General features: G+C 65.2%; 14 protein-coding genes. 3 read left to right on the top strand and 11 right to left on the bottom strand.

Annotated elements, in window-relative coordinates; translation table 11 throughout:
* Positions 1–48: 48 nt before the first annotated feature.
* From WQQ_RS17455 to WQQ_RS23235, 5 genes are all read right to left on the bottom strand, one after another.
* Complete coding sequence (locus tag WQQ_RS17455) at positions 49–1,236, bottom strand: hypothetical protein (protein WP_007186561.1); 1,188 nt, start codon at positions 1,234–1,236, stop codon at positions 49–51.
* 64 nt (positions 1,237–1,300) lie between these two features.
* The gene (gene ligA, locus WQQ_RS17450) at positions 1,301–3,385 is read right to left on the bottom strand and encodes an NAD-dependent DNA ligase LigA (protein WP_007186560.1); all 2,085 of its coding nucleotides are present in this window, start codon (positions 3,383–3,385) and stop codon (positions 1,301–1,303) included.
* A gap of 6 nt (positions 3,386–3,391) precedes the next feature.
* Positions 3,392–4,441, bottom strand: a complete 1,050-nt coding sequence (locus WQQ_RS23245; RefSeq protein ID WP_007186559.1) for a cell division protein ZipA — start codon at positions 4,439–4,441, stop codon at positions 3,392–3,394.
* Positions 4,442–4,472: 31 nt separating this feature from the next.
* A complete protein-coding gene (locus WQQ_RS23240; protein WP_436198061.1) occupies positions 4,473–5,786 on the bottom strand; it encodes a coiled-coil domain-containing protein in 1,314 nt (437 codons plus the stop codon).
* A gap of 345 nt (positions 5,787–6,131) precedes the next feature.
* Positions 6,132–7,889 (bottom strand): chromosome segregation SMC family protein, encoded by a 1,758-nt coding sequence (locus WQQ_RS23235; RefSeq protein WP_007186557.1) that lies wholly within the window; start codon positions 7,887–7,889, stop codon positions 6,132–6,134.
* Positions 7,890–8,005: 116 nt separating this feature from the next.
* On the opposite strand from WQQ_RS23235, the gene queF reads away from it, so the two are divergent.
* Complete coding sequence (gene queF, locus WQQ_RS17435) at positions 8,006–8,416, top strand: preQ(1) synthase (RefSeq protein WP_007186556.1); 411 nt, start codon at positions 8,006–8,008, stop codon at positions 8,414–8,416.
* A gap of 36 nt (positions 8,417–8,452) precedes the next feature.
* On the opposite strand, the gene WQQ_RS17430 is transcribed toward queF, so the two are convergent.
* Entirely contained in the window at positions 8,453–9,238 is a 786-nt protein-coding gene (locus WQQ_RS17430; protein ID WP_007186555.1) for an HAD-IA family hydrolase, read from the bottom strand.
* 135 nt (positions 9,239–9,373) lie between these two features.
* On the opposite strand from WQQ_RS17430, the gene gluQRS reads away from it, so the two are divergent.
* Complete coding sequence (gluQRS, locus tag WQQ_RS17425) at positions 9,374–10,303, top strand: tRNA glutamyl-Q(34) synthetase GluQRS (RefSeq protein WP_040454797.1); 930 nt, start codon at positions 9,374–9,376, stop codon at positions 10,301–10,303.
* 52 nt (positions 10,304–10,355) lie between these two features.
* The gene (gene phaR, locus WQQ_RS17420; RefSeq protein WP_007186553.1) at positions 10,356–10,823 is read left to right on the top strand and encodes a polyhydroxyalkanoate synthesis repressor PhaR; all 468 of its coding nucleotides are present in this window, start codon (positions 10,356–10,358) and stop codon (positions 10,821–10,823) included.
* Positions 10,824–11,330: 507 nt separating this feature from the next.
* Here phaR and pnp read toward each other — a convergent pair.
* The 5 genes from pnp to infB form a co-directional block, all read right to left on the bottom strand.
* Entirely contained in the window at positions 11,331–13,442 is a 2,112-nt protein-coding gene (gene pnp, locus WQQ_RS17415; protein WP_007186551.1) for a polyribonucleotide nucleotidyltransferase, read from the bottom strand.
* A gap of 147 nt (positions 13,443–13,589) precedes the next feature.
* Positions 13,590–13,859, bottom strand: coding sequence for a 30S ribosomal protein S15 (gene rpsO / locus WQQ_RS17410; protein WP_007186550.1), 270 nt, complete (start codon positions 13,857–13,859; stop codon positions 13,590–13,592).
* A 142-nt stretch (positions 13,860–14,001) separates the two neighbouring features.
* Positions 14,002–14,934: a tRNA pseudouridine(55) synthase TruB gene (gene truB, locus WQQ_RS17405; RefSeq protein ID WP_007186549.1), complete on the bottom strand. Its 933-nt coding sequence runs from the start codon at positions 14,932–14,934 to the stop codon at positions 14,002–14,004.
* Positions 14,931–15,344, bottom strand: a complete 414-nt coding sequence (rbfA, locus tag WQQ_RS17400; protein ID WP_007186548.1) for a 30S ribosome-binding factor RbfA — start codon at positions 15,342–15,344, stop codon at positions 14,931–14,933. The genes truB and rbfA overlap by 4 nt, the downstream gene beginning before the upstream one ends.
* Positions 15,345–15,348: 4 nt before the next feature.
* Positions 15,349–18,063, bottom strand: coding sequence for a translation initiation factor IF-2 (gene infB / locus WQQ_RS17395; RefSeq protein ID WP_007186547.1), 2,715 nt, complete (start codon positions 18,061–18,063; stop codon positions 15,349–15,351).
* Between the last annotated feature and the right edge of the window lie 15 nt (positions 18,064–18,078).

The raw sequence follows: 18,078 nt of genomic DNA, 5'->3' as shown, positions 1-18,078 counted from the left end.
TTAACATTCGCGCCGATCAATCGCCGTGAGCTGGTTCTCAGAAGCTGCCTAGAGGCTGGGTTCTTTGCGCGAAGGCCGGGTTGGAGGCGCATTCGACTCGGCCCGCATCGACGGCTCGGCACGCGTCCTCGGCGCGGCCTCGTCGTCGGACGATGACTTGGACGCCGGCGCCGGATCGTCGAAGCGGTTGATCCGCCACATCAGCAGCAAGCCCTCGAACACCACCCAGCCGAACAGGAAGCCGAGCAGTTGCGGCGTGTGGCGCTTGAGCGCTTCGTCGAGCAGGCGCGGGACGTTGCCTTTGTAGATGCCCTTGGCTAGCCCGAGCAGCGGGTGCGTGCGGGCCAGCACGGGCAGTTCGCGCGCGGCGTATTCGATGCCGGCCTTGCCCTTGCGCGCCGAGCGCAGCAGCCAGGCTTCGCCGTCGGCGCCGGCCTGGGCGAGTTCGATCGCGGGCCGCTCGCCGACCCAGAGCGCGAAAGCGCCGCCCTGCTGTTCCGAAACGCGCGCTGCCGACTTCAGGGCCGCGGCGTCATCGACGTTCTTGAGGATCGCGATCGTCGCCGCGGGCTCGGCGCGCTTGCCGAGCCTGGCCGCGTCCTCGGCGACTTCGGCAAGCGGCAGCACGCTGCGGCTGCCCATCGCCTGGCGCGCAAGACTCGCGACCTGATGCGCGAAGGCATCGGTCATCGCCCCGACCCGGCGCGCGAACTTGAGCAGCGCGGTGCCCAGATCGAAAGCCGGCGCCGCGGTCAGCGCGATGCCGACCGCCGACAGGCCGACGATCACCTCGTCGACCTCCTGCCCCTGCAGCCCCTTGCCGCCCTGCACGACCAGGTCGCGAATGTCGCCGAACACGAACAGGTCCGCGACCACCGCACCCGCGAGCGCTTCGGGCGTATTGCCGGTTCCGGTCAAGGCGCCCTGGCCGGCGTCGGCGAGCCTGCGACGCCAGTCGTCACGCTCATCGACGATGCGCTGGCGCAGTTCACCGAGCTGTTCGTGCCGAAAGCTGTCGCTCGACTCCGAAAGCCCGGCTTCGGCGACGAGCAAGGCTTCGGAATAGCGCTGCTGGCTGCGCAGGCTATCGGCCTGCAGGGCGTAGTCGTAATCGGGCAGCGCATCGAAGGCCTGCCAGGCATCCCAGATCGGCAGCGCCTGCGCGCACAGCCAGGTCAGCGTGACCGCAATGGCGATGCGCGCGATCGAACTCAGCAGGGAGAACCAGGCGATCATGTCCGCACTCTGCCGCAAACGCCTCGCGCCGGCCATGCATCGGCACGGGCGCGAGGTTGCACGATCACAGGCCGTTCTCGATGAGGTTTTGCAGCGCCGCCCAATCGAGCACGGCGACGCCGAGCTTCTCGGCCTTGGCGAGTTTGGAACCGGCCGCCTCGCCCGCGAGCAGAAAGTCGGTGTTCTTCGACACGCTGCCCGACACCTTGCCGCCGTTGGCTTCGATCAGCGCGGACGCTTCTTCGCGCGAAACACCCGGCAGCGTGCCGGTGATGACGAAGGTCTTGCCGGACAGATTCCCCGTCGCCGCCGCTTTCGGCGCCGGCCAGTTCACGCCCGCCTCGACGAGCTTGGCGATCACTTCGCGGTTGTGCGGCTCGTTGAAGAAGTGCACCACATGCGCGGCCACGGTCGGGCCGACATCGGGCACCGCGCGCAGCTGCGGGAAGCGGTCCTTGTCCTTGAGCGCCTCGTCGTGCTCGGTCGGCGCGTCGGCTTCGGTCGCGGCGTAAAGCGCGTCCAGCGTGCCGAAGTGGCGAGCCAGATCGCGCGCCGTGGTTTCGCCGACCTGCGGACAGCCGAGCGCGTACAGAAAGCGCTGGAACGTGGTGCTCTTGCTGTCCTCGATCGCCGCGATCACGTTCGACGCCGACTTCTCGGCCATGCGCTCGAGATCGGTCAGCACATCGGCGTTGACCTTGCTCGTGTCGTAGATGTCGGCTGGCGACCTGACGATGTTCTGGTCGATCAGCTGCGCGAGCAGTTTCTCGCCGAGCTTTTCGACATCCATCGCCTTGCGCGACACGAAGTGGATCAAGGCGCCATGCAGCTGCGCGCGACACGACAAACCGTTCGCGCAGCGCGCGACGACCTCGCCTTCGACACGCTCGACCTTGCCGCCGCAGACCGGGCATTGCGTGAGCATCTCGGGTTCGGGGCGCTGCAGGTGCGCGGCGCGAGCGGCATCGTCTTCGAGTACCGCGCCGATCACTTCGGGAATCACGTCACCCGCGCGCCGGACCAGCACGGTGTCGCCCACGCGCACGTCCTTGCGCCTGACCTCGTCCATGTTGTGCAGGGTCGCGTTGCTGACGTTGGCGCCGCCGACGAACACCGGTTTGAGCCGCGCGACCGGCGTGATCGCGCCGGTGCGGCCGACCTGGAATTCGATGCCCTCGAGCAGCGTCTGCGCCTCTTCGGCCGCGAACTTGTACGCGCAGGCCCAGCGCGGTTCGCGCGAGACGCTGCCGAGTTCTTCACGTCCCGCGAGATCGTCGAGCTTGAAGACGACGCCGTCGATGTCGAAGCCGAGCTTGGCGCGCTTGCGTGCGATGTCCTCGAAGAACGCGATGCAGCCTTCGACGCCCTGCACCGTCTTCACGTACTCCGAAACCGGAAAACCCCAGCCGCGCAGTTGTTCGAGCGCCTGCGAATGCAGCTTCGGCGCCTTCCAGCCTTCGCTGTAACCGACACCGTAAGCGTAGAACGCGAGCGGCCTTTTGGCGGTGATGCGCGAGTCGAGCTGACGCAGGCTGCCGGCCGCGGCGTTGCGCGGATTGACCGGCACCTTGTCGCCGCTGGCCGTGGCCTCCTCGACCATGCGCTTGAAACCCGCGAGCGGCAGGTAGACCTCGCCACGCACTTCGATCACGGGCGGCGCGTCGCCGCGCAGGCGCAGCGGAATGCGCCGGATCGTGCGCAGGTTTTCGGTGATGTCTTCGCCGGTGGTGCCGTCGCCGCGCGTGGCTCCGCGCATGAACACGCCATTTTCGTAGGTCAGCGAAACCGCGAGGCCATCGAGCTTGGGTTCGGCAGCGTAGGTCGCGAATTCCACGTTGAGCGTCTCGCGCACGCGGCGATCGAAATCGCGCAGCTCGCCTTCATCCGCACACTTGCGCAGCGATTGCATCGGCAGCCGGTGCTGCACCTCTTCGAAGCCGGGCCGCGGAGCGCCACCGACGCGCTGCGTCGGCGAATCGGACGTGAGCAGTTCGGGATGCTCGGATTCGAGCTTCCGCAGCGCTTCGAACAGACGATCGTACTCGGCGTCCGAGACCTTCGGATCGTCGAGCACGTAATAGCGATAGTTATGCTCTTCGAGCGCTTGCCGCAGCTCGGCGATGCGTTTTTTGACGCTGGCCACCGTCACCGACCTCTAAAGCCCAGCCGTCTTCGCCCATTCCTCGACATCGGCCTGCAGCGCGCGCATGGCCTCGGAGCTCAGCGGCTGCTTGCTGCCGTCGAACACGTCGGCGTTGAGCGCGCGAGCGAGCGACTGCGTGGTCGCGAGCATGTCGTGCAGCGCGGTCAGCGGCTTCACCGGACCCGGCAGCACCATGAACACCTGCAAGCCGCGCGTCGAAAACTGATCGGCCGCCTCGGGCAGCAGCACGCCGGGCTTGACCAGGCTGGCCACCGAAAACACCGCCTCGTTGCGCGCGAGCCGGTGATAGATCTGCTTGGCGCCGAACTGCAGGCCCTGCGCGTTGAGCGCCGGATGCAGTTTGGTCCCGGCGATCGCCCCGCCATCGCGCTCGACGAGCAGCAGCGAGACGATCTTCTGCGGAACCGCCGCGGCGGCCGGCCTCGCCGGCTTGGGCTCGAGGCGCGGCCCGGGCTTCGGCTCGATGCGCGGAGCCGCGGGCCTGGACGCCGCCGGTGGCGGCACGACCGGAGCCGGAGGCGGCGGAACCACCGGCGTCGCCGGCGCGCTGGTCTTGAGCCATGGCGCGATTGGCGCATCGGGGTTGGCGGCGGGTTCGGTGGCGCCGGGCGGCGACAGCTCGGACTCGAGCGAGGGCATCACACGGCGGCGCGGACGGCCGACGCCGTATTCGTCGTACTGCGGCGAGGCGAGCGGGCTGGCCACCGGAATCGGCTCGGGCGGCAGTTCGTCGACCGGCTCGGGCGCGCGGCGCGGCGGCGCGGCGGACGGGCGCGGAGCCGACACCACCTCGTCGTCCGGTTCCAGCTCTTCGTCGACCGGCTCGGAGCGCGGCGGATCGAAGATGTCGAGCTGCTCGCGCACCTCGTCCTGCTCGACCGGAGCCGGCGGCGGCGGCGGTGCGCTGGCACGACGGCTTCCGGACGATGAGCGCGACGAGCGCCGCGAGGAACGCTGCGGGCGTTCGCGACGGCTGATCACCACCACCGCGAGGACGATCGCGACACTCAGAATGAGCAATGCCCACTGCAATGCGGTCATGCGCTGGTCCTTGGCTGCTGGAGGGTCGTCATCAGGTCTGGAACGGTTGGATTTCGGCCGCGATCGGGCGCGGCGGGACATCACCGACGAGATCGACCGCCTGCTGCACGTCCACACTGACCAGGCGCGATACGCCCGGCTCCTGCATGGTCACGCCGTGCAGATGCGCCGCGAGCTCCATCGTGATCTTGTTGTGCGTGATGATAATGAACTGAACATTTTGCGCCATTTCGCGGACGATGCCGCAGAAACGGACCACGTTGGCATCGTCGAGCGGGGCGTCGACTTCGTCCATCAGGCAGAACGGCGCCGGGTTGAGCTGGAACAGCGCGAGCAGCAGCGCCACCGCGGTCATCGCCTTCTCGCCGCCCGACAGCATCTGGATCGACGAATTGCGCTTGCCCGGCGGCCGCGCCATCACGCGCACGCCGGTGTCGAGCAGGTCGTCGCCGGTGAGTTCGAGATAAGCCTCGCCGCCGCCGAACAGCTTCGGAAAGCGGTCCATGAAGATGCCGTTGACCTGGTCGAAGGTCTGCTTGAAGCGCTCCTTGGTTTCGAGGTCGATCTTGCGGATCGCCTCTTCGAGCGTGTCGAGCGCGCCGGTCAGGTCGGCGTTCTGGTCGGACAGATACTTCTCGCGCGCGTCGGCCTCTTCGAGCTCCTGAATCGCGGCGAGGTTGATCGCGCCGAGGCGATCGATGCGGCGCAGGGTCGAGGCGAGTTTTTCTTCCCAAGCATCGAGCCTGGCGTCCTCAGTCACGCCGGCGACGATCGCCTCGCGCGCCAAGCCGCTTTCCTCGCAGGCCTCGGCGATCTGCTGATCCAGGCCTTCGCGACGCGCGCGCAGGTTTTCGAACTCCAGCCGCGCCTGCTGCAGCGCTTCCTGCGAAGCGTCCTTGTTCTGCTCGGCCATGCGCAGCGCCTGGTGCACGGCCTGCATCGCCGCATCGGCGACCGCGAGCTTTTCGCGCACCGCGCGCTGCGATTCACGCGCCTGCTGCACGGCGGCCCGGGCGGCTTCGAGTTCGCCGGATTGTTCTTCGAGCGGCGTTTCGAGTTCCTCGGCCTCGCGCAGACGGCCTTCGCGCTCGTGGGCGACGATCTCGTGGCTTTCGGCCAGATCGTGCAGCGTCTGGTTCAGCGCGCCGACGGCGCTGCGCTTGCCGGCGAGCGCCACCTGCACCTGGTTGCGCGACTGCTGCGCCTGCGTTACCGCGGCACGCGCCCGGTTGGCGGAATCACGCGTCCTGGCGAGGTTTTGCTGCAGCTGGATGCGCTCGTCGCGCAGGCGCTGGGCAATTCCCTCGAGCTCGCTGAGCTTGGCGCGCGACGCTTCGAGTTCCATCGCGCCTTGCTCGCGCTGCGCACGCAGCGTGTCGATTTCCTTGCCGAGCGCTTCGATGCGCCCGAGCGTCTGTTCGAGCCGCACGGCCTGGGCCTGGCGAAAAGCCAGCCGCTGCGCATGCCGGCTGCGCACGCCCTCGAAGCGCGGCGCGAGTTCGCGGCGCTCGGATTCCTGCTTCTGCTGGCGCTCGCGCAGTTCGGACAGCGCCTGCTCGCCCTCGCTCACGCGCTCCTGATGTTCGTCGACCTGCGAGCGCAGCTGCTTGAGCAGCTGTTCGCGCGCGAGCACGCCGCTGCGATCGGAATCGCGACGCGGATAACGCACCCAGCCCTGCCCGGCCGGCTACTACCTACCCCCGGTCGCCGCGCGATCGAAGATCAGCGCCGCGCCGGTCTTGGGCAGTTCGCTGGCCGCCTCGAAGCTCGCAGGAGCGAATCCGAGCAATGGCGCCTGCAACCAGCCTTCGAGCACCTGCTCGACCGCCGCTTCCCAGCCCGAATCGACATTGAGCACCTGCGCGAGCCGCTGCACCTGCGCATGGCCGCGCGACTTCAGCCAGTTGGCGAGATCGGCGTCGTCCTGGCGCAGCGCCGCCTGTTGCAGGGTTTCGAGCGAGGCCAGGCGGCCGCGCGCGGATTGCAGCAGCTGCCGCGTCTCGTGCAGCGAGCTTTCGAGCGCCGAGCGCTGCTCGCGCTGGACCTGCAGATCGCGATCGAGAATCTGCAGGCGGTCCTGCAGTTCGGCCTGCTCGGCGGACAGCTGTTCGAGATCGAGATCGGCCTCTTCGAGCGAAATCTGGATCGGCCCGGCGTTGAGCGCGCCTTGCTCGTTGACCAGGCGCTTCACGCGCTCGTCGATCTGGAACTGCGCGCGTTCGAGGCCCTGCAAGCGCACGCGCTCGCCTTCGGTCTGGAACAGCGGCTCTTCCGAACGCGTCTGGAATTCGTCCCAGCGCTGCTGCTGTTCCTGCGCCTCTTCCTCGATGCGGACGAGGTGCTCCTGGGTTTCGGCGACGTTGCGCTCGGCCTGCTCGGCCTGGGCTTCGAGCGACTGGATCTCGCGGTTCAGGCTTTCGAGCCGGGCCTGTTCGCTCTGGCGACGGCGCTCGACATCGGACAGCTGGCGCGTGATCTGCTCGATCTCGCGCAGCTTGAGGTTCTTGAGCTCGCGGGCGTGCTGCAGCCCTTGTTCCTGGCGCGCGAGCCTGGCTTCGGCTTCGTAGACGAGCGTCTGCTCGTCCGAAAGCCGGGCCTGAAGTTCGCGCTGCAAGACTTCGGATTGGCTGCGCTTTTCCTCGGCCTCGGTCAGCGCTTCGCGACGCGCTTCGAGCGCGGCCGCCAGATCGGCGATGCCCTGTTCGTGCCCGCGGCTCTGGTCGACCAGCAGGCGCTCGCGCAGAACCAGGATCTCGGCTTTCAGAACGCGCTCTTGCTGCTTGAATTCCTTGTACTTCTCGGCATTGGCCGCTTGCTTGCGCAGCACCTCCAGGCGCGATTGCAGCTCACCGCGCAGGTCGGACAGGCGCGAGAGGTTTTCGCGCGTCTGGCGGATGCGGCTCTCGGTTTCCTTGCGGCGCTCCTTGTACTTGGAGATGCCGGCGGCCTCCTCGAGCCAGGTACGCAGCTCTTCGGGCTTGGCCTCGACCATGCGCGAGACCATGCCCTGCTCGATGATCGCGTACTGGTTCTTGCCGCCCAGGCCGGTACCGAGGAACAGGTCGGTGACGTCGCGCTTGAGGCACTTGCGACCGTTCAGGTAGTACTGCGAATTACCGTCGCGCAGCAGTTCGCGGCGCACCGCGATCTCGCTGTAGGCCGCGTACGGGCCGGTGATCTGGCCGTCGCTGTTGTCGAAGGTGAGTTCCACCATCGCGCGCCCGACCGGCTTGCGCGATTTGGAGCCGTTGAAGATGACGTCTTCGGAATCCTGCGTGCGCAGCTGCTTCTGGCTGGCTTCGCCGAGCACCCAGCGAACCGCATCGATGATGTTGGATTTGCCGCAGCCGTTGGGACCGACGACGCCGGTCAGGTTCGCAGGCAGCGGGAGCTGGGTGGGATCGACGAAAGACTTGAAACCGGCCAGCTTGATTCCGGATAGACGCATTTAGAAGAAGTTCGAGGGTCCGGGTTGTGGCGCCGGTCAGGCCTCGGCGTCCAAGGCCATAGTGTAAATTACGCGGCCATCTTTGCTACGGCGCATCCGCCGCGCCGGTCCTGTCGATGACCACCAAGCCCAGCACCGATCTCGAAACCTTTCCCAATCCGAACCCGGACCGCGATTTCGTGATCCGCATGCGGATTCCGGAATTCACCTGCCTCTGCCCCAAGACCGGCCAGCCGGATTTCGCGACGCTGTACCTGGAATACATTCCCGAATCGCTCTGCGTGGAACTCAAGTCGCTCAAGCTCTACATCTGGGCCTTCCGCGATCAGGGTGCGTTTCACGAAGCCGTGACCAACAAGATCCTCGACGACTTGGTCACGCTCATGCAGCCGCGCTTCGCCCGCCTGACCGCCGATTTCGGCGTGCGCGGCGGCATCTTCACGAACGTGGTCGCCGAGCACAGAGCCGCCAGCTGGAAACCGGCCGAGCCGGTCATCCTGCCGCCAGGTGAGTGGATCAAGCAGTAAGCCGCGTCGATTACGAGCTGCGGAACAGGGCCGCGATCAGGCGGCCTTGAGTCTGGCCTCGAGCATTCGCTCGATGTCTTCGAGCGTCAGGTACTGATGTCGTAGGTGGCCGGTGATCACGGTCGCGGGCGCGTCGGGTTCGCCTAGGCCATCGAGCACGAGCGCCGCGTGCGAAAAATCATCAGCTTCGGTATTAGGGTTCAGCGTGATGATGGTCGGAATGCCGGCCGCCGTCGCCGCCTTGAGCCCGGTCGCGGAATCCTCGACCGCCACGCATTGCCAGGGCTGCAGGCCGAGCTTGTTCATCGCGTGCAGGTAACTGTCCGGCGCCGGCTTCTTGCGCGCGACGTCGCCACTGCCGACGATCAGGTCGATCTGCTCGGACAGGCTCTTGTCGAGCCCATGACGCAGCATGGCCTTGAGGCTGGCCGGACTCGCATTGGTCACCAGCGCCACCTTGATTCCGGAGGCCTTGGCTTCGCGAATCAGGCGGGCGACACCGGGACGCATCGGCACGCGCCCCTTGCGCAGATAGCTGCGGAAGTAGCGGCTCTTGAGTTCGTGGACCTCGTCGATCCAGCGGCCCGGATCTTCGTCGAAGCGCTCCTGCTGGTCGCCGAGCTGCGGCGTGTAGCGCCGCAGATAATGGAGCAAGCGCTCACGCCCTCCCGGCTGCAGCAGCAGCTTGCGATAGAGCTTCGGCCCCCAGCGAAACTTGAGGCCCAGCTTGCGAAAAGCACGGTTGTAAGCCGGCCGGTGACCGAAGGTTTCGGTGTCGGCGACGGTACCGTCGACGTCGAGCAGCAGCGCCCGGAGCGTCATATAAATGACCGGGATCGGGGCGCTTGCACGCCCGAATCGTCGGCTACCTTTACGTCCATGAGAGTGAAGTCAGATTTTTCTGATCCGCTAGTGTAAAGAAGCGGACTGAATATTTGCCGTCGACTTTCGCCGTTCATGACCAAAGCCTCACCTTTCAGCGGCTCGCCCGCGCCCCGATACCGGGGTCGTTTCGCGCCTACTCCTTCAGGCCCCCTGCATCTCGGCTCTTTGCTGACCGCCCTTGCGAGTTTCCTCGAGGCGCGTCGCCAGGCCGGCAGTTGGCTGCTGCGCATCGACGACCTCGACACCACTCGGGTCGATGCCGCCTCCGAAACCCGCATCCTCAAGCAACTGGAAGCTCACGGCTTGTTCTGGGATGAGGCGCCGAGACGGCAGAGCGAGCATCGCGACGAATATGCGGACGCTCTGAACTCGCTCGATCGCCGGGAACTCGTCTACGCCTGCGAATGCACACGCGCTGTTCTGGCGCAAAACTCGCTGCCCGGCCCGGACGGCGCGGTCTACAACGGCGCCTGCCGACAGCGGAAGCTGGCGCCCGACGGCCGTTCCCTGCGCCTGCGCATGCCCGATCAAAGCCTGCAGTTCGTCGATGCCAGCCAGGGAGCACAGAGTCGCCGGCTCGATATCGATCTCGGAGACTTCGTGGTGCGCCGCCGCGACGGCATTTTTGGCTATCAGCTTGCTTGCGCGGTCGACGAACATGCGCAGCGGATCACCGAGGTTGTTCGTGGTGCCGATCTGCTGTCTTCTACCTTTTTTCAGATTCACCTCATGCACCAGCTGAGATTGCAGGTTCCGCACTACCGGCACCTGCCGGTATTGGCGAGCCCGGGCGATCGCAAGCTCAGCAAACAGAATCACGCGCGTGCGATCGAGGAATCCAGCGCGGCGGGCAACCTGCATCTCTGCCTCGAATTGCTCGGACAGACCCCCGCTCCGGCACTGCGCCGTGCGCAGGTCCCCGAACTGATCGCCTGGGCGCAGGCCCACTGGCGCGTCGAAAACGTCCCACGGCGCCCCATCTTGGTGATCAACATTTTGTAGGAGAGGCCCGGCGGGCTATCCTTAATGCACTGCAACATAAGCAGTGGAGCCCATGAGCGACATCCGAATCATCAAGAAGTACCCGAACAGGCGGCTGTACGATACCGAGATCAGCCGGTACATCACCCTGGAAGAAGTGCGCCAACTCGTGCTGCAAGGCGTTCGTTTCAAGGTAGAGGACAAGCGCAGCCACGAGGACATCACGCGCAGCATTCTGCTGCAGGTCATCGCGGAACAAGAAGAAGGCGGCGACCCGATCTTCACGAGCGATCTGCTGACTTTCATCATCCGTTTCTACGGCGACCCGATGCAGAACAGCTTCAGTCGCTATCTTGAGTTGTCGATGCGGCTGTTCCTCGACCAGCAGGGCAATTTCACCGAACAACTGCGTCAGATGCTGGGCCAAGCGCAGCAGCCACTGGCTGCGCTCAAGGAGCTTGCCGACCGGCAAGTGCCGATATGGCGCACGGTACGAAAGGAATTTCTTAAAAACCTGAGCAGAGCCAAGCCCGGGGATTGATTTGGCACAGGCCGTGCTTTATTTCCAGCATCAATATCAACCCGAGCCGACAAACTCGAATTAATTGACATAAAGGTAAGTTAGTACGTAGAGTTCAACTTATCGAAGCCCCAACGCAAAAACCCGACAACATCGGGCGACGTTGCCGGGTTTAGGGTCTCCTCCAGAAAGGCCAAGCGCCTTTCTCGCACCTTGCCCCCGGTTAATCCGGGGGTTCTTTTTTGCGGGTGTGTCAGTCGTGCCGGCACATTGGTTTAGTTAATCCCCGCGATAAGCTAAGACGATTTTGCTCCCTCCCCCGACGTGAAGCAAGCATTTTTACCGACAGGATTGGCCTAGACGACGAGCGGTATTGCGAGCGCAAATCCTTGAGTCGGAAAGTATTAATTGACATGTACGTCAGTGTATTTTGTTGCGCCGCACAATGCGCTATTCCATGTGAATTCGACGCAGACCCAAAAAAAAGCCCCGAACTCGTCGGGGCTTTTTTGCAACCGCAGGGCGAATTTACTCGCCCAGATCAACCGCCTTCATCGACAGGCGAATGCGGCCCTGCTTGTCCACTTCGAGCACCTTCACGCGCACAGCCTGACCTTCCTTGACCACGTCCTCCACCTTCTCGACGCGCTTGTCGGCGAGCTGTGAGATGTGAACCAAGCCATCCTTGCCCGGCAGGATCGTGACGAATGCGCCGAAGTCCATGAGCTTGGCAACCTTGCCCTCGTAGATGGTGCCGACTTCGACATCACGCGTGAGCGACAGGATGCGGGCGATCGCGGCGTCGGCAGCGGACTTGTCCACTGCGGCGACTTTGACCGTTCCGTCGTCGTCGATGTCGATCGTGGTGCCGGTTTCCTCGGTGATGCTGCGGATAGTGACGCCGCCCTTGCCGATGACTTCGCGAATCTTGTCCGGATGGATCTTGATCGTGGTGATGCGCGGCGCCCAGTTCGACATTTCCTTGCGCGGAGCTGGCAGCACCTGATCCATCTGGTCGAGGATGTGCAGGCGCGCTTCGAGGGCCTGCGCCAGCGCCTGCTTCATGATCTCGCCATTGACGCCGGTGATCTTGATGTCCATCTGCAGCGCGGTGATGCCGTTGCGCGAACCGGCCACCTTGAAATCCATATCGCCGAGATGGTCTTCGTCGCCGAGGATGTCGGTCAGCACCGCGTAGCGGTTGCCTTCGAGGATCAGGCCCATGGCGACGCCGGCGACCGGCGTCTTGACCGGCACGCCCGCGTCCATCAGCGCCAAGCAGGAGCCGCAGACCGAGGCCATCGACGACGAGCCGTTCGATTCGGTGACTTCCGACACCACGCGCACGACGTACGGGAAATCCTTCTCGAGGTCCGGCAGTACGCCGGCGACGCCGCGCTTGGCGAGGCGGCCGTGGCCGATTTCGCGGCGCTTCGGCGCGTTCAGGCGGCCCGTTTCGCCCACCGAGTACGGCGGGAAGTTGTAGTGCAGCATGAAGGTGTCGCGATATTCGCCGCCGACGGCGTCGATGAGCTGCGCGTCCTTGCCGGTGCCGAGCGTGGCCACTGCGAGCACCTGGGTTTCGCCGCGCGTGAACAGCGCCGAACCATGGGTGCGCGGCAGCACGCCGACGTCGATGCTAATCGGACGAACCGTGCGCGTGTCACGGCCGTCGATACGCGGCTGGCCGTCGATGATGCGGTTACGCACAACGCGCGATTCGAGGTTGAAGAACGCGTCCTTGACACTGCCTTCGTCGTAACGGGCGTCTTCGCCGGCGATCAGCGCGGCGACGGCGTCCTTGCGGATCGCGTCGAGCGCGCCATAGCGCTCACCCTTGTCGGTGACCGCATAAGCGTCGACCACGCGAGCCTCGTAGGCGCCGATGGCAGTGGTGAGGTCGGCGGCTTCGGCGGTCGGTTGCCAATTCCAGCGCGGGCGGCCGGCTTCGGCGACGAGTTCGTTGATGGCCCTGATCGCGGCCTGCATCTGCGTGTGCCCGTAGAGCACGGCGCCGAGCATGACGTCTTCGGAGAGTTCCTTGGCTTCGGACTCCACCATCATCACCGCATCGGCAGTGCCGGCGACGACGAGGTCGAGCTGGGAGGTCGTCAGCTGCGTTTTGCTCGGGTTGAGAATGTACTGACCGTTGGCGTAACCGACCTTGGCGGCGCCGATCGGGCCCTGGAACGGAACGCCCGACAATGCGAGCGCGGCGGAGGCGCCGAGCATGGCCGGAATGTCACCATCGACTTCCGGATTCAGCGAGACCACGGTCGCGACGAGCTGGATCTCGTTGTAGAAGCCTTCCGGGAACAGCGGGCGGACCGGGCGATCGATCAGGCGCGAGGTCAGCGTCTCCTTCTCGGTCGGCCGGCCTTCACGCTTGAAGAAACCGCCCGGGATGCGGCCGCCTGCGTAGGTGCGCTCCATGTAGTCGACCGTCAGCGGGAAGAAGTCCTGGCCGGCCTTGGCCTCCTTCTTGGCGACGACGGTGACCATAACGACGGTCTGATCGACCGACACGATGACCGCGGCGGTCGCCTGGCGAACCATGTGGCCGGTCTCGAACGTAACGGTCTTGTCGCCGTACTGGAAACTCTTCTTGATAACGGGTGCTGGGGTGGCATGAATTGCCATGTTTTTGCTCGCTTTTTTAATGTTTCGGAGCCGTTGGGCCAGCCGGCGCCAACGACAATGGGGTCATGCCGTACCTGGAACCTCGGCTTTTGGCCTCGATTCCAAGCACCTCATGACCCCATCTGGTGCTGATTGATTGGCGCGCCTTTAGCGGCGCAGGCCCAGATCGGCGATCAGCTTGGTGTAGCGCGCTTCGTCCTTACGCTTGAGGTAGTCGAGCAGGCTACGGCGCTGATTGACCAGCTTGAGCAGGCCACGGCGGGAGTGGTGATCCTTCGAGTGCTTCTCGAAGTGGCCGGACAGATCGGCGATACGGGCGGAGATCAGGGCAACCTGGACTTCCGGCGAACCGGTATCGGCCTTGCCGCGAGCATACTTCTCAACCACTTCACGCTTTTGTTCAACACTGAGGGTCATGCTTACAAGCTCCAAAAGACGAACGCTCCAGGAGTTTTCAAGCACCCCGGATGCGTCGTGTGACGTGCCTGATTCCGGCACTAAAGTCCGCCATTCTAGCGCCCTTACGAAGAGCGTCACAAGTAAATCGCGGCCGCCCAGGCTAGTCGCGAACGTGCAGCAGGCGCTCCGGGTGGAAAACACCGGCGGCGTCGACCTGGCCAAGAAAGCGCAGCCTGCCCGACAGGTCCAGCACCGCCAGTCGCCCATGGGCGGCGGAAGCCTGCAGGCGAATACGCTGACCGTTGTTCAGCCGCTGGATCTCGGGGGCGTCGGCCGGCACTCGGGGCCAATCGGCGATGCCGGCAACCGGCGGCAGCAGGATTCCATCGAGGCTCTGCATTCCGAGCTCGGCCAGCTCGCCGAGCCGATCGAGCGTGAACATGCCTGCCGGATCAGAGAATGGGGCTGCACCGAGGCGTCGCAATTCCAGCAGGTGTGCGCGCTGGCCGACGCTCGCGAGCAGGTCCTCGGCCAGCGTGCGGATATAGGTGCCCTTGGAGCAGAGCACTTCGATGACGATCTCGTCCTGCCGGGCTTCCAGCAAAGCGAGTCGGCGGATCGTGACGCGACGAGGCTCGCGAGCGACCGTCTGGCCTTCTCTCGCCAGCTCGTAGAGCGCCCTGCCCTGATGCTTGAGCGCGGAATACATCGGCGGAATCTGCTCGATGTCTCCCTGAAAACGCTCGATCGCGTCGAGCAGCGCCGAGCGGTCGAGCGAGCTGCAATCGGATCGGTGCTCGATATCGCCTTCGGCGTCGCCCGTGGTCGTGCTCGCTCCGACGTGGACGCGGGCCCGATAGTGCTTGTCCCCCTCGAGCAACAGGCCGCACAGCTTGGTGGCTTCACCGAGGCAAATCGGCAGCAGCCCGGTCGCGAGCGGATCGAGACTGCCGGTGTGGCCCGCTTTTTCGGCGCGGAACAGCCGCTTGACGCGCTGCAGGGCATCGTTGGAGCTGAGCCCCAAGGGTTTGTCGAGCAGCACGATGCCGTCCACCGGTCGCAGCGGCGGACGACGCTCACCGCGCTGGGTCATGCGCCCTGGTCGTCCGACGGCTTGCCGTCGTCTTTGGGCTCCGAGGCGTGATTCGCCTCGTCGTTGCGAACCGCGTCGCGGATCAGATAATTGAGCTTGCTCGCTTGCACGAGCTGGGCATCGACGACGAAATGCAGCTGCGGTACGTGCCGAAGGCTGAGTCGCACGCCAAGTCCGTAGCGCAACTTGCCCGCCGCGTGGTTGAGCGCCTTGGCCGCAGGCTCTGCGCGCGTGTCGTCACCCATCACGCTGATAAAAACACGAGCATTGCGCAGATCGGGCGCTGCATCGACGCGCGTGACCGTGGTATTGGTCACGCGCGGATCGGTCAGCTCGTCACGGATCAGTTCACCGAGCTCACGCTGCAGCTGAACATTGATTCGCGAAGTGCGGGAGTAGTCCTTCGGCAAAGCCTCAGGCCTCCGCCTTCACCGTGCGACGTACTTCGACGCGCTGGAAGCACTCGATCTGGTCGCCCGGTTTAACATCGTTGTAGTTCTTCACGCCGATTCCGCACTCGGTACCGGCCTCGACCTTGGCGACGTCGTCCTTGAAGCGACGCAGCGATTCGAGCACGCCTTCGTAGATCACGGTCTGGTTGCGCAGCACGCGGATCGGCAGGCTCTTCTGCACCGAGCCCTCGATGACCAGGCAGCCAGCGATATTGCCGAGCAGCGAGCTGCGGAACACGTCGCGCACCTGGGCGATGCCGACGATCTGTTCGCGCGTCTCGGTTCCGAGCAAGCCGCCGATGGCTGCCGCGACGTCGTCGATCACCTCGTAGATGATCGAGTAGTAGCGCACGTCGACACCCGAATCCTGGATGCGCTTGCGCGCCTGGCTATCCGCGCGCACGTTGAAGCCGATGATGATGGCCTTCGACGCGAGCGCCAGATCGACGTCGGACTCGCTGATGCCACCGATGCTCGACACCAGGACGTTGACCTTGACCTCGGCGCTGGGCAGCTTGCGCAGCGCATCGGCGAGCGCTTCGGCCGAACCCTGGACGTCGGTCTTGATCATCAGATTGAGCTGCTTGGCGTCGCCGCTGCTGCCATCGCCCATCTGCGCGAAGATCTGATCCATGCGCACCGCCTGCGAGGCGGCGAGCTTCTGGTCGCGCAGCTTGGTCTCACGCAGCAACGCGAGTTCGCGCGCCTTGCGTTCATCCGCCACCACCACCACGTCGTCGCCCGCATCGGGCACGCCCGACAGACCGAGCACGGCGACCGGAATCGACGGACCGGCTTCCTTCACCGGACGGCCGGCTTCGTCGAACATCGCGCGAACGCGCCCGAAATGCGGGCCGGTCAGGATCACATCGCCCTGGCGCAGCGTGCCGCCGCGAACCAGAACCGTCGCCACCGGGCCACGGCCCTTTTCGAGCGAGGACTCGACGATGCTGCCGCGCGCCGGAACATCGATCGGCGCCTTGAGCTCGAGCACTTCGGCCTGCAGCAGAACGGCGTCGAGCAGCTCGTCGATGCCCTGGCCGGTGACCGACGAGACGCCGACCATCTGCACGTCGCCGCCGAAATCTTCGGCGACCACTTCTTCCTGGAGCAGATCGTTCTTGACGCGATCGGCCTTCGCATCGTGCTTATCGATCTTGGTGATGGCCACGACCAGCGGGGCACCCGCGGCCTTGGCGTGCTGGATGGCCTCGCGCGTCTGCGGCATTACGCTATCGTCCGCAGCCACGACGAGAATGACAATGTCGGTGATCTGCGCGCCGCGGGCACGCATGCGCGTGAATGCCGCGTGGCCCGGCGTATCGAGGAACGTGACCACGCCCTTGGCCGTCTTCACGTGATACGCGCCGATGTGCTGCGTGATGCCACCGGCTTCGCCTGCGGCGACACGGGTCTTGCGAATGTAGTCGAGCAGCGAAGTCTTGCCGTGATCGACGTGCCCCATGATCGTGACCACCGGCGGGCGCTGCTCCTGCGGACCATCCTGCTTGGCGCCTTCGACGGCCTGCACGAGGCTGTCTTCGGCATCGGTGGCCTTGGACAAGCGCGCCTTGTGGCCGAGTTCCTCGACCATCAGCGCCGCGGTGTCCTGATCGAGCGTCTGGTTGATCGTGGCCATGATGCCGTTCTTCATCATGATCTTGATCAGCTCGGTCGCCTTCACTGCCATGCGGTTGGCGAGTTCGCCGACCGAGATGGCTTCGGGTACGTCGACTTCGCGCACGATCGGCGCCACCGGGCGCTCGAACATGTGCGCGTTCTCCACGCGCACCTGTCCAGTGGGCTTGCGCTTCTTCTTGTCGCGCTTGCCGCCCTTGCCTTCGGCGATATGCAGCTCGGTACGGCCGCCGCGACCGCGATCACGATCGTTGCTGCGCGTATCCGCAGCAGCAGGCGGCTTCTTGGCCGCAGCAGCCGCAACAGCAGGTGTGGCCGGAGCCGCCGGGGGCGGGCTTTCGCGCAACAGGCGCGCGGCTTCGGCAGCGCGTGCGATGTTTTCCTGCGCACGGCGCCGGGCGGACTCGGCGTCCATCTTGGCGCGATAGATCGGATCGGTCTTGAGCCGGTCTTCGTGCTCCTTGCGCTTACGATCGGCTTCTTCGGCGGCTTCGCGCTGACGCGCAAGCTCAGCCTCCTGCTCCTGAAGTTTGGCTTCTTCGCGCAGGCGCAGGGCTTCGGCCTCGGCAGCCGCCTTGGCCTTGGCTTCCTCGAGTTCGATGCGAGCGCGCTCGGCGGCCTCGGCCTGCAGCGCCTGAGCCTCCTCATCGAGGATGGCCGCTTCTTCGGCAGCCTGGGCGACAGCACTGGCTGCGGCCGCGGTGGTTTCTTCGAGCTCCGACTTCACGAAGGTGCGCTTTTTGCGCACTTCGATGCTGACCGTCTTGGCCGGTGCACCGCGAGCACCGCCGAGACGCAGCTCGGTGGTTTCCTTGCGCTTGAGCGTGATCGAGCCGCGATTGGCCGGAGCCGCAGCAGGCGCCGTCACCGGCGCTCGCGTCTTGGTACGCAGGTAATTGAGCAGCGAGACCTTGTCGGAGGCGCTGATCTGCGAACGAGCGTTTTCGACCGAGACGCCGGCCTCCTTGAACTGAGCCAGAATTTCAGCCACCGGCCTCTTCAGCTCGTCGGCGAAATCTTGAACGGTAACCATGGACATGAATCGACTCGTTTT

Source organism: Hydrocarboniphaga effusa AP103, from assembly GCF_000271305.1.
GTDB lineage: Bacteria > Pseudomonadota > Gammaproteobacteria > Nevskiales > Nevskiaceae > Hydrocarboniphaga > Hydrocarboniphaga effusa.
The sequence above is the reverse complement of the archived record's forward strand: the minus strand, read 5'-3'. Positions and strand labels throughout refer to the sequence as shown.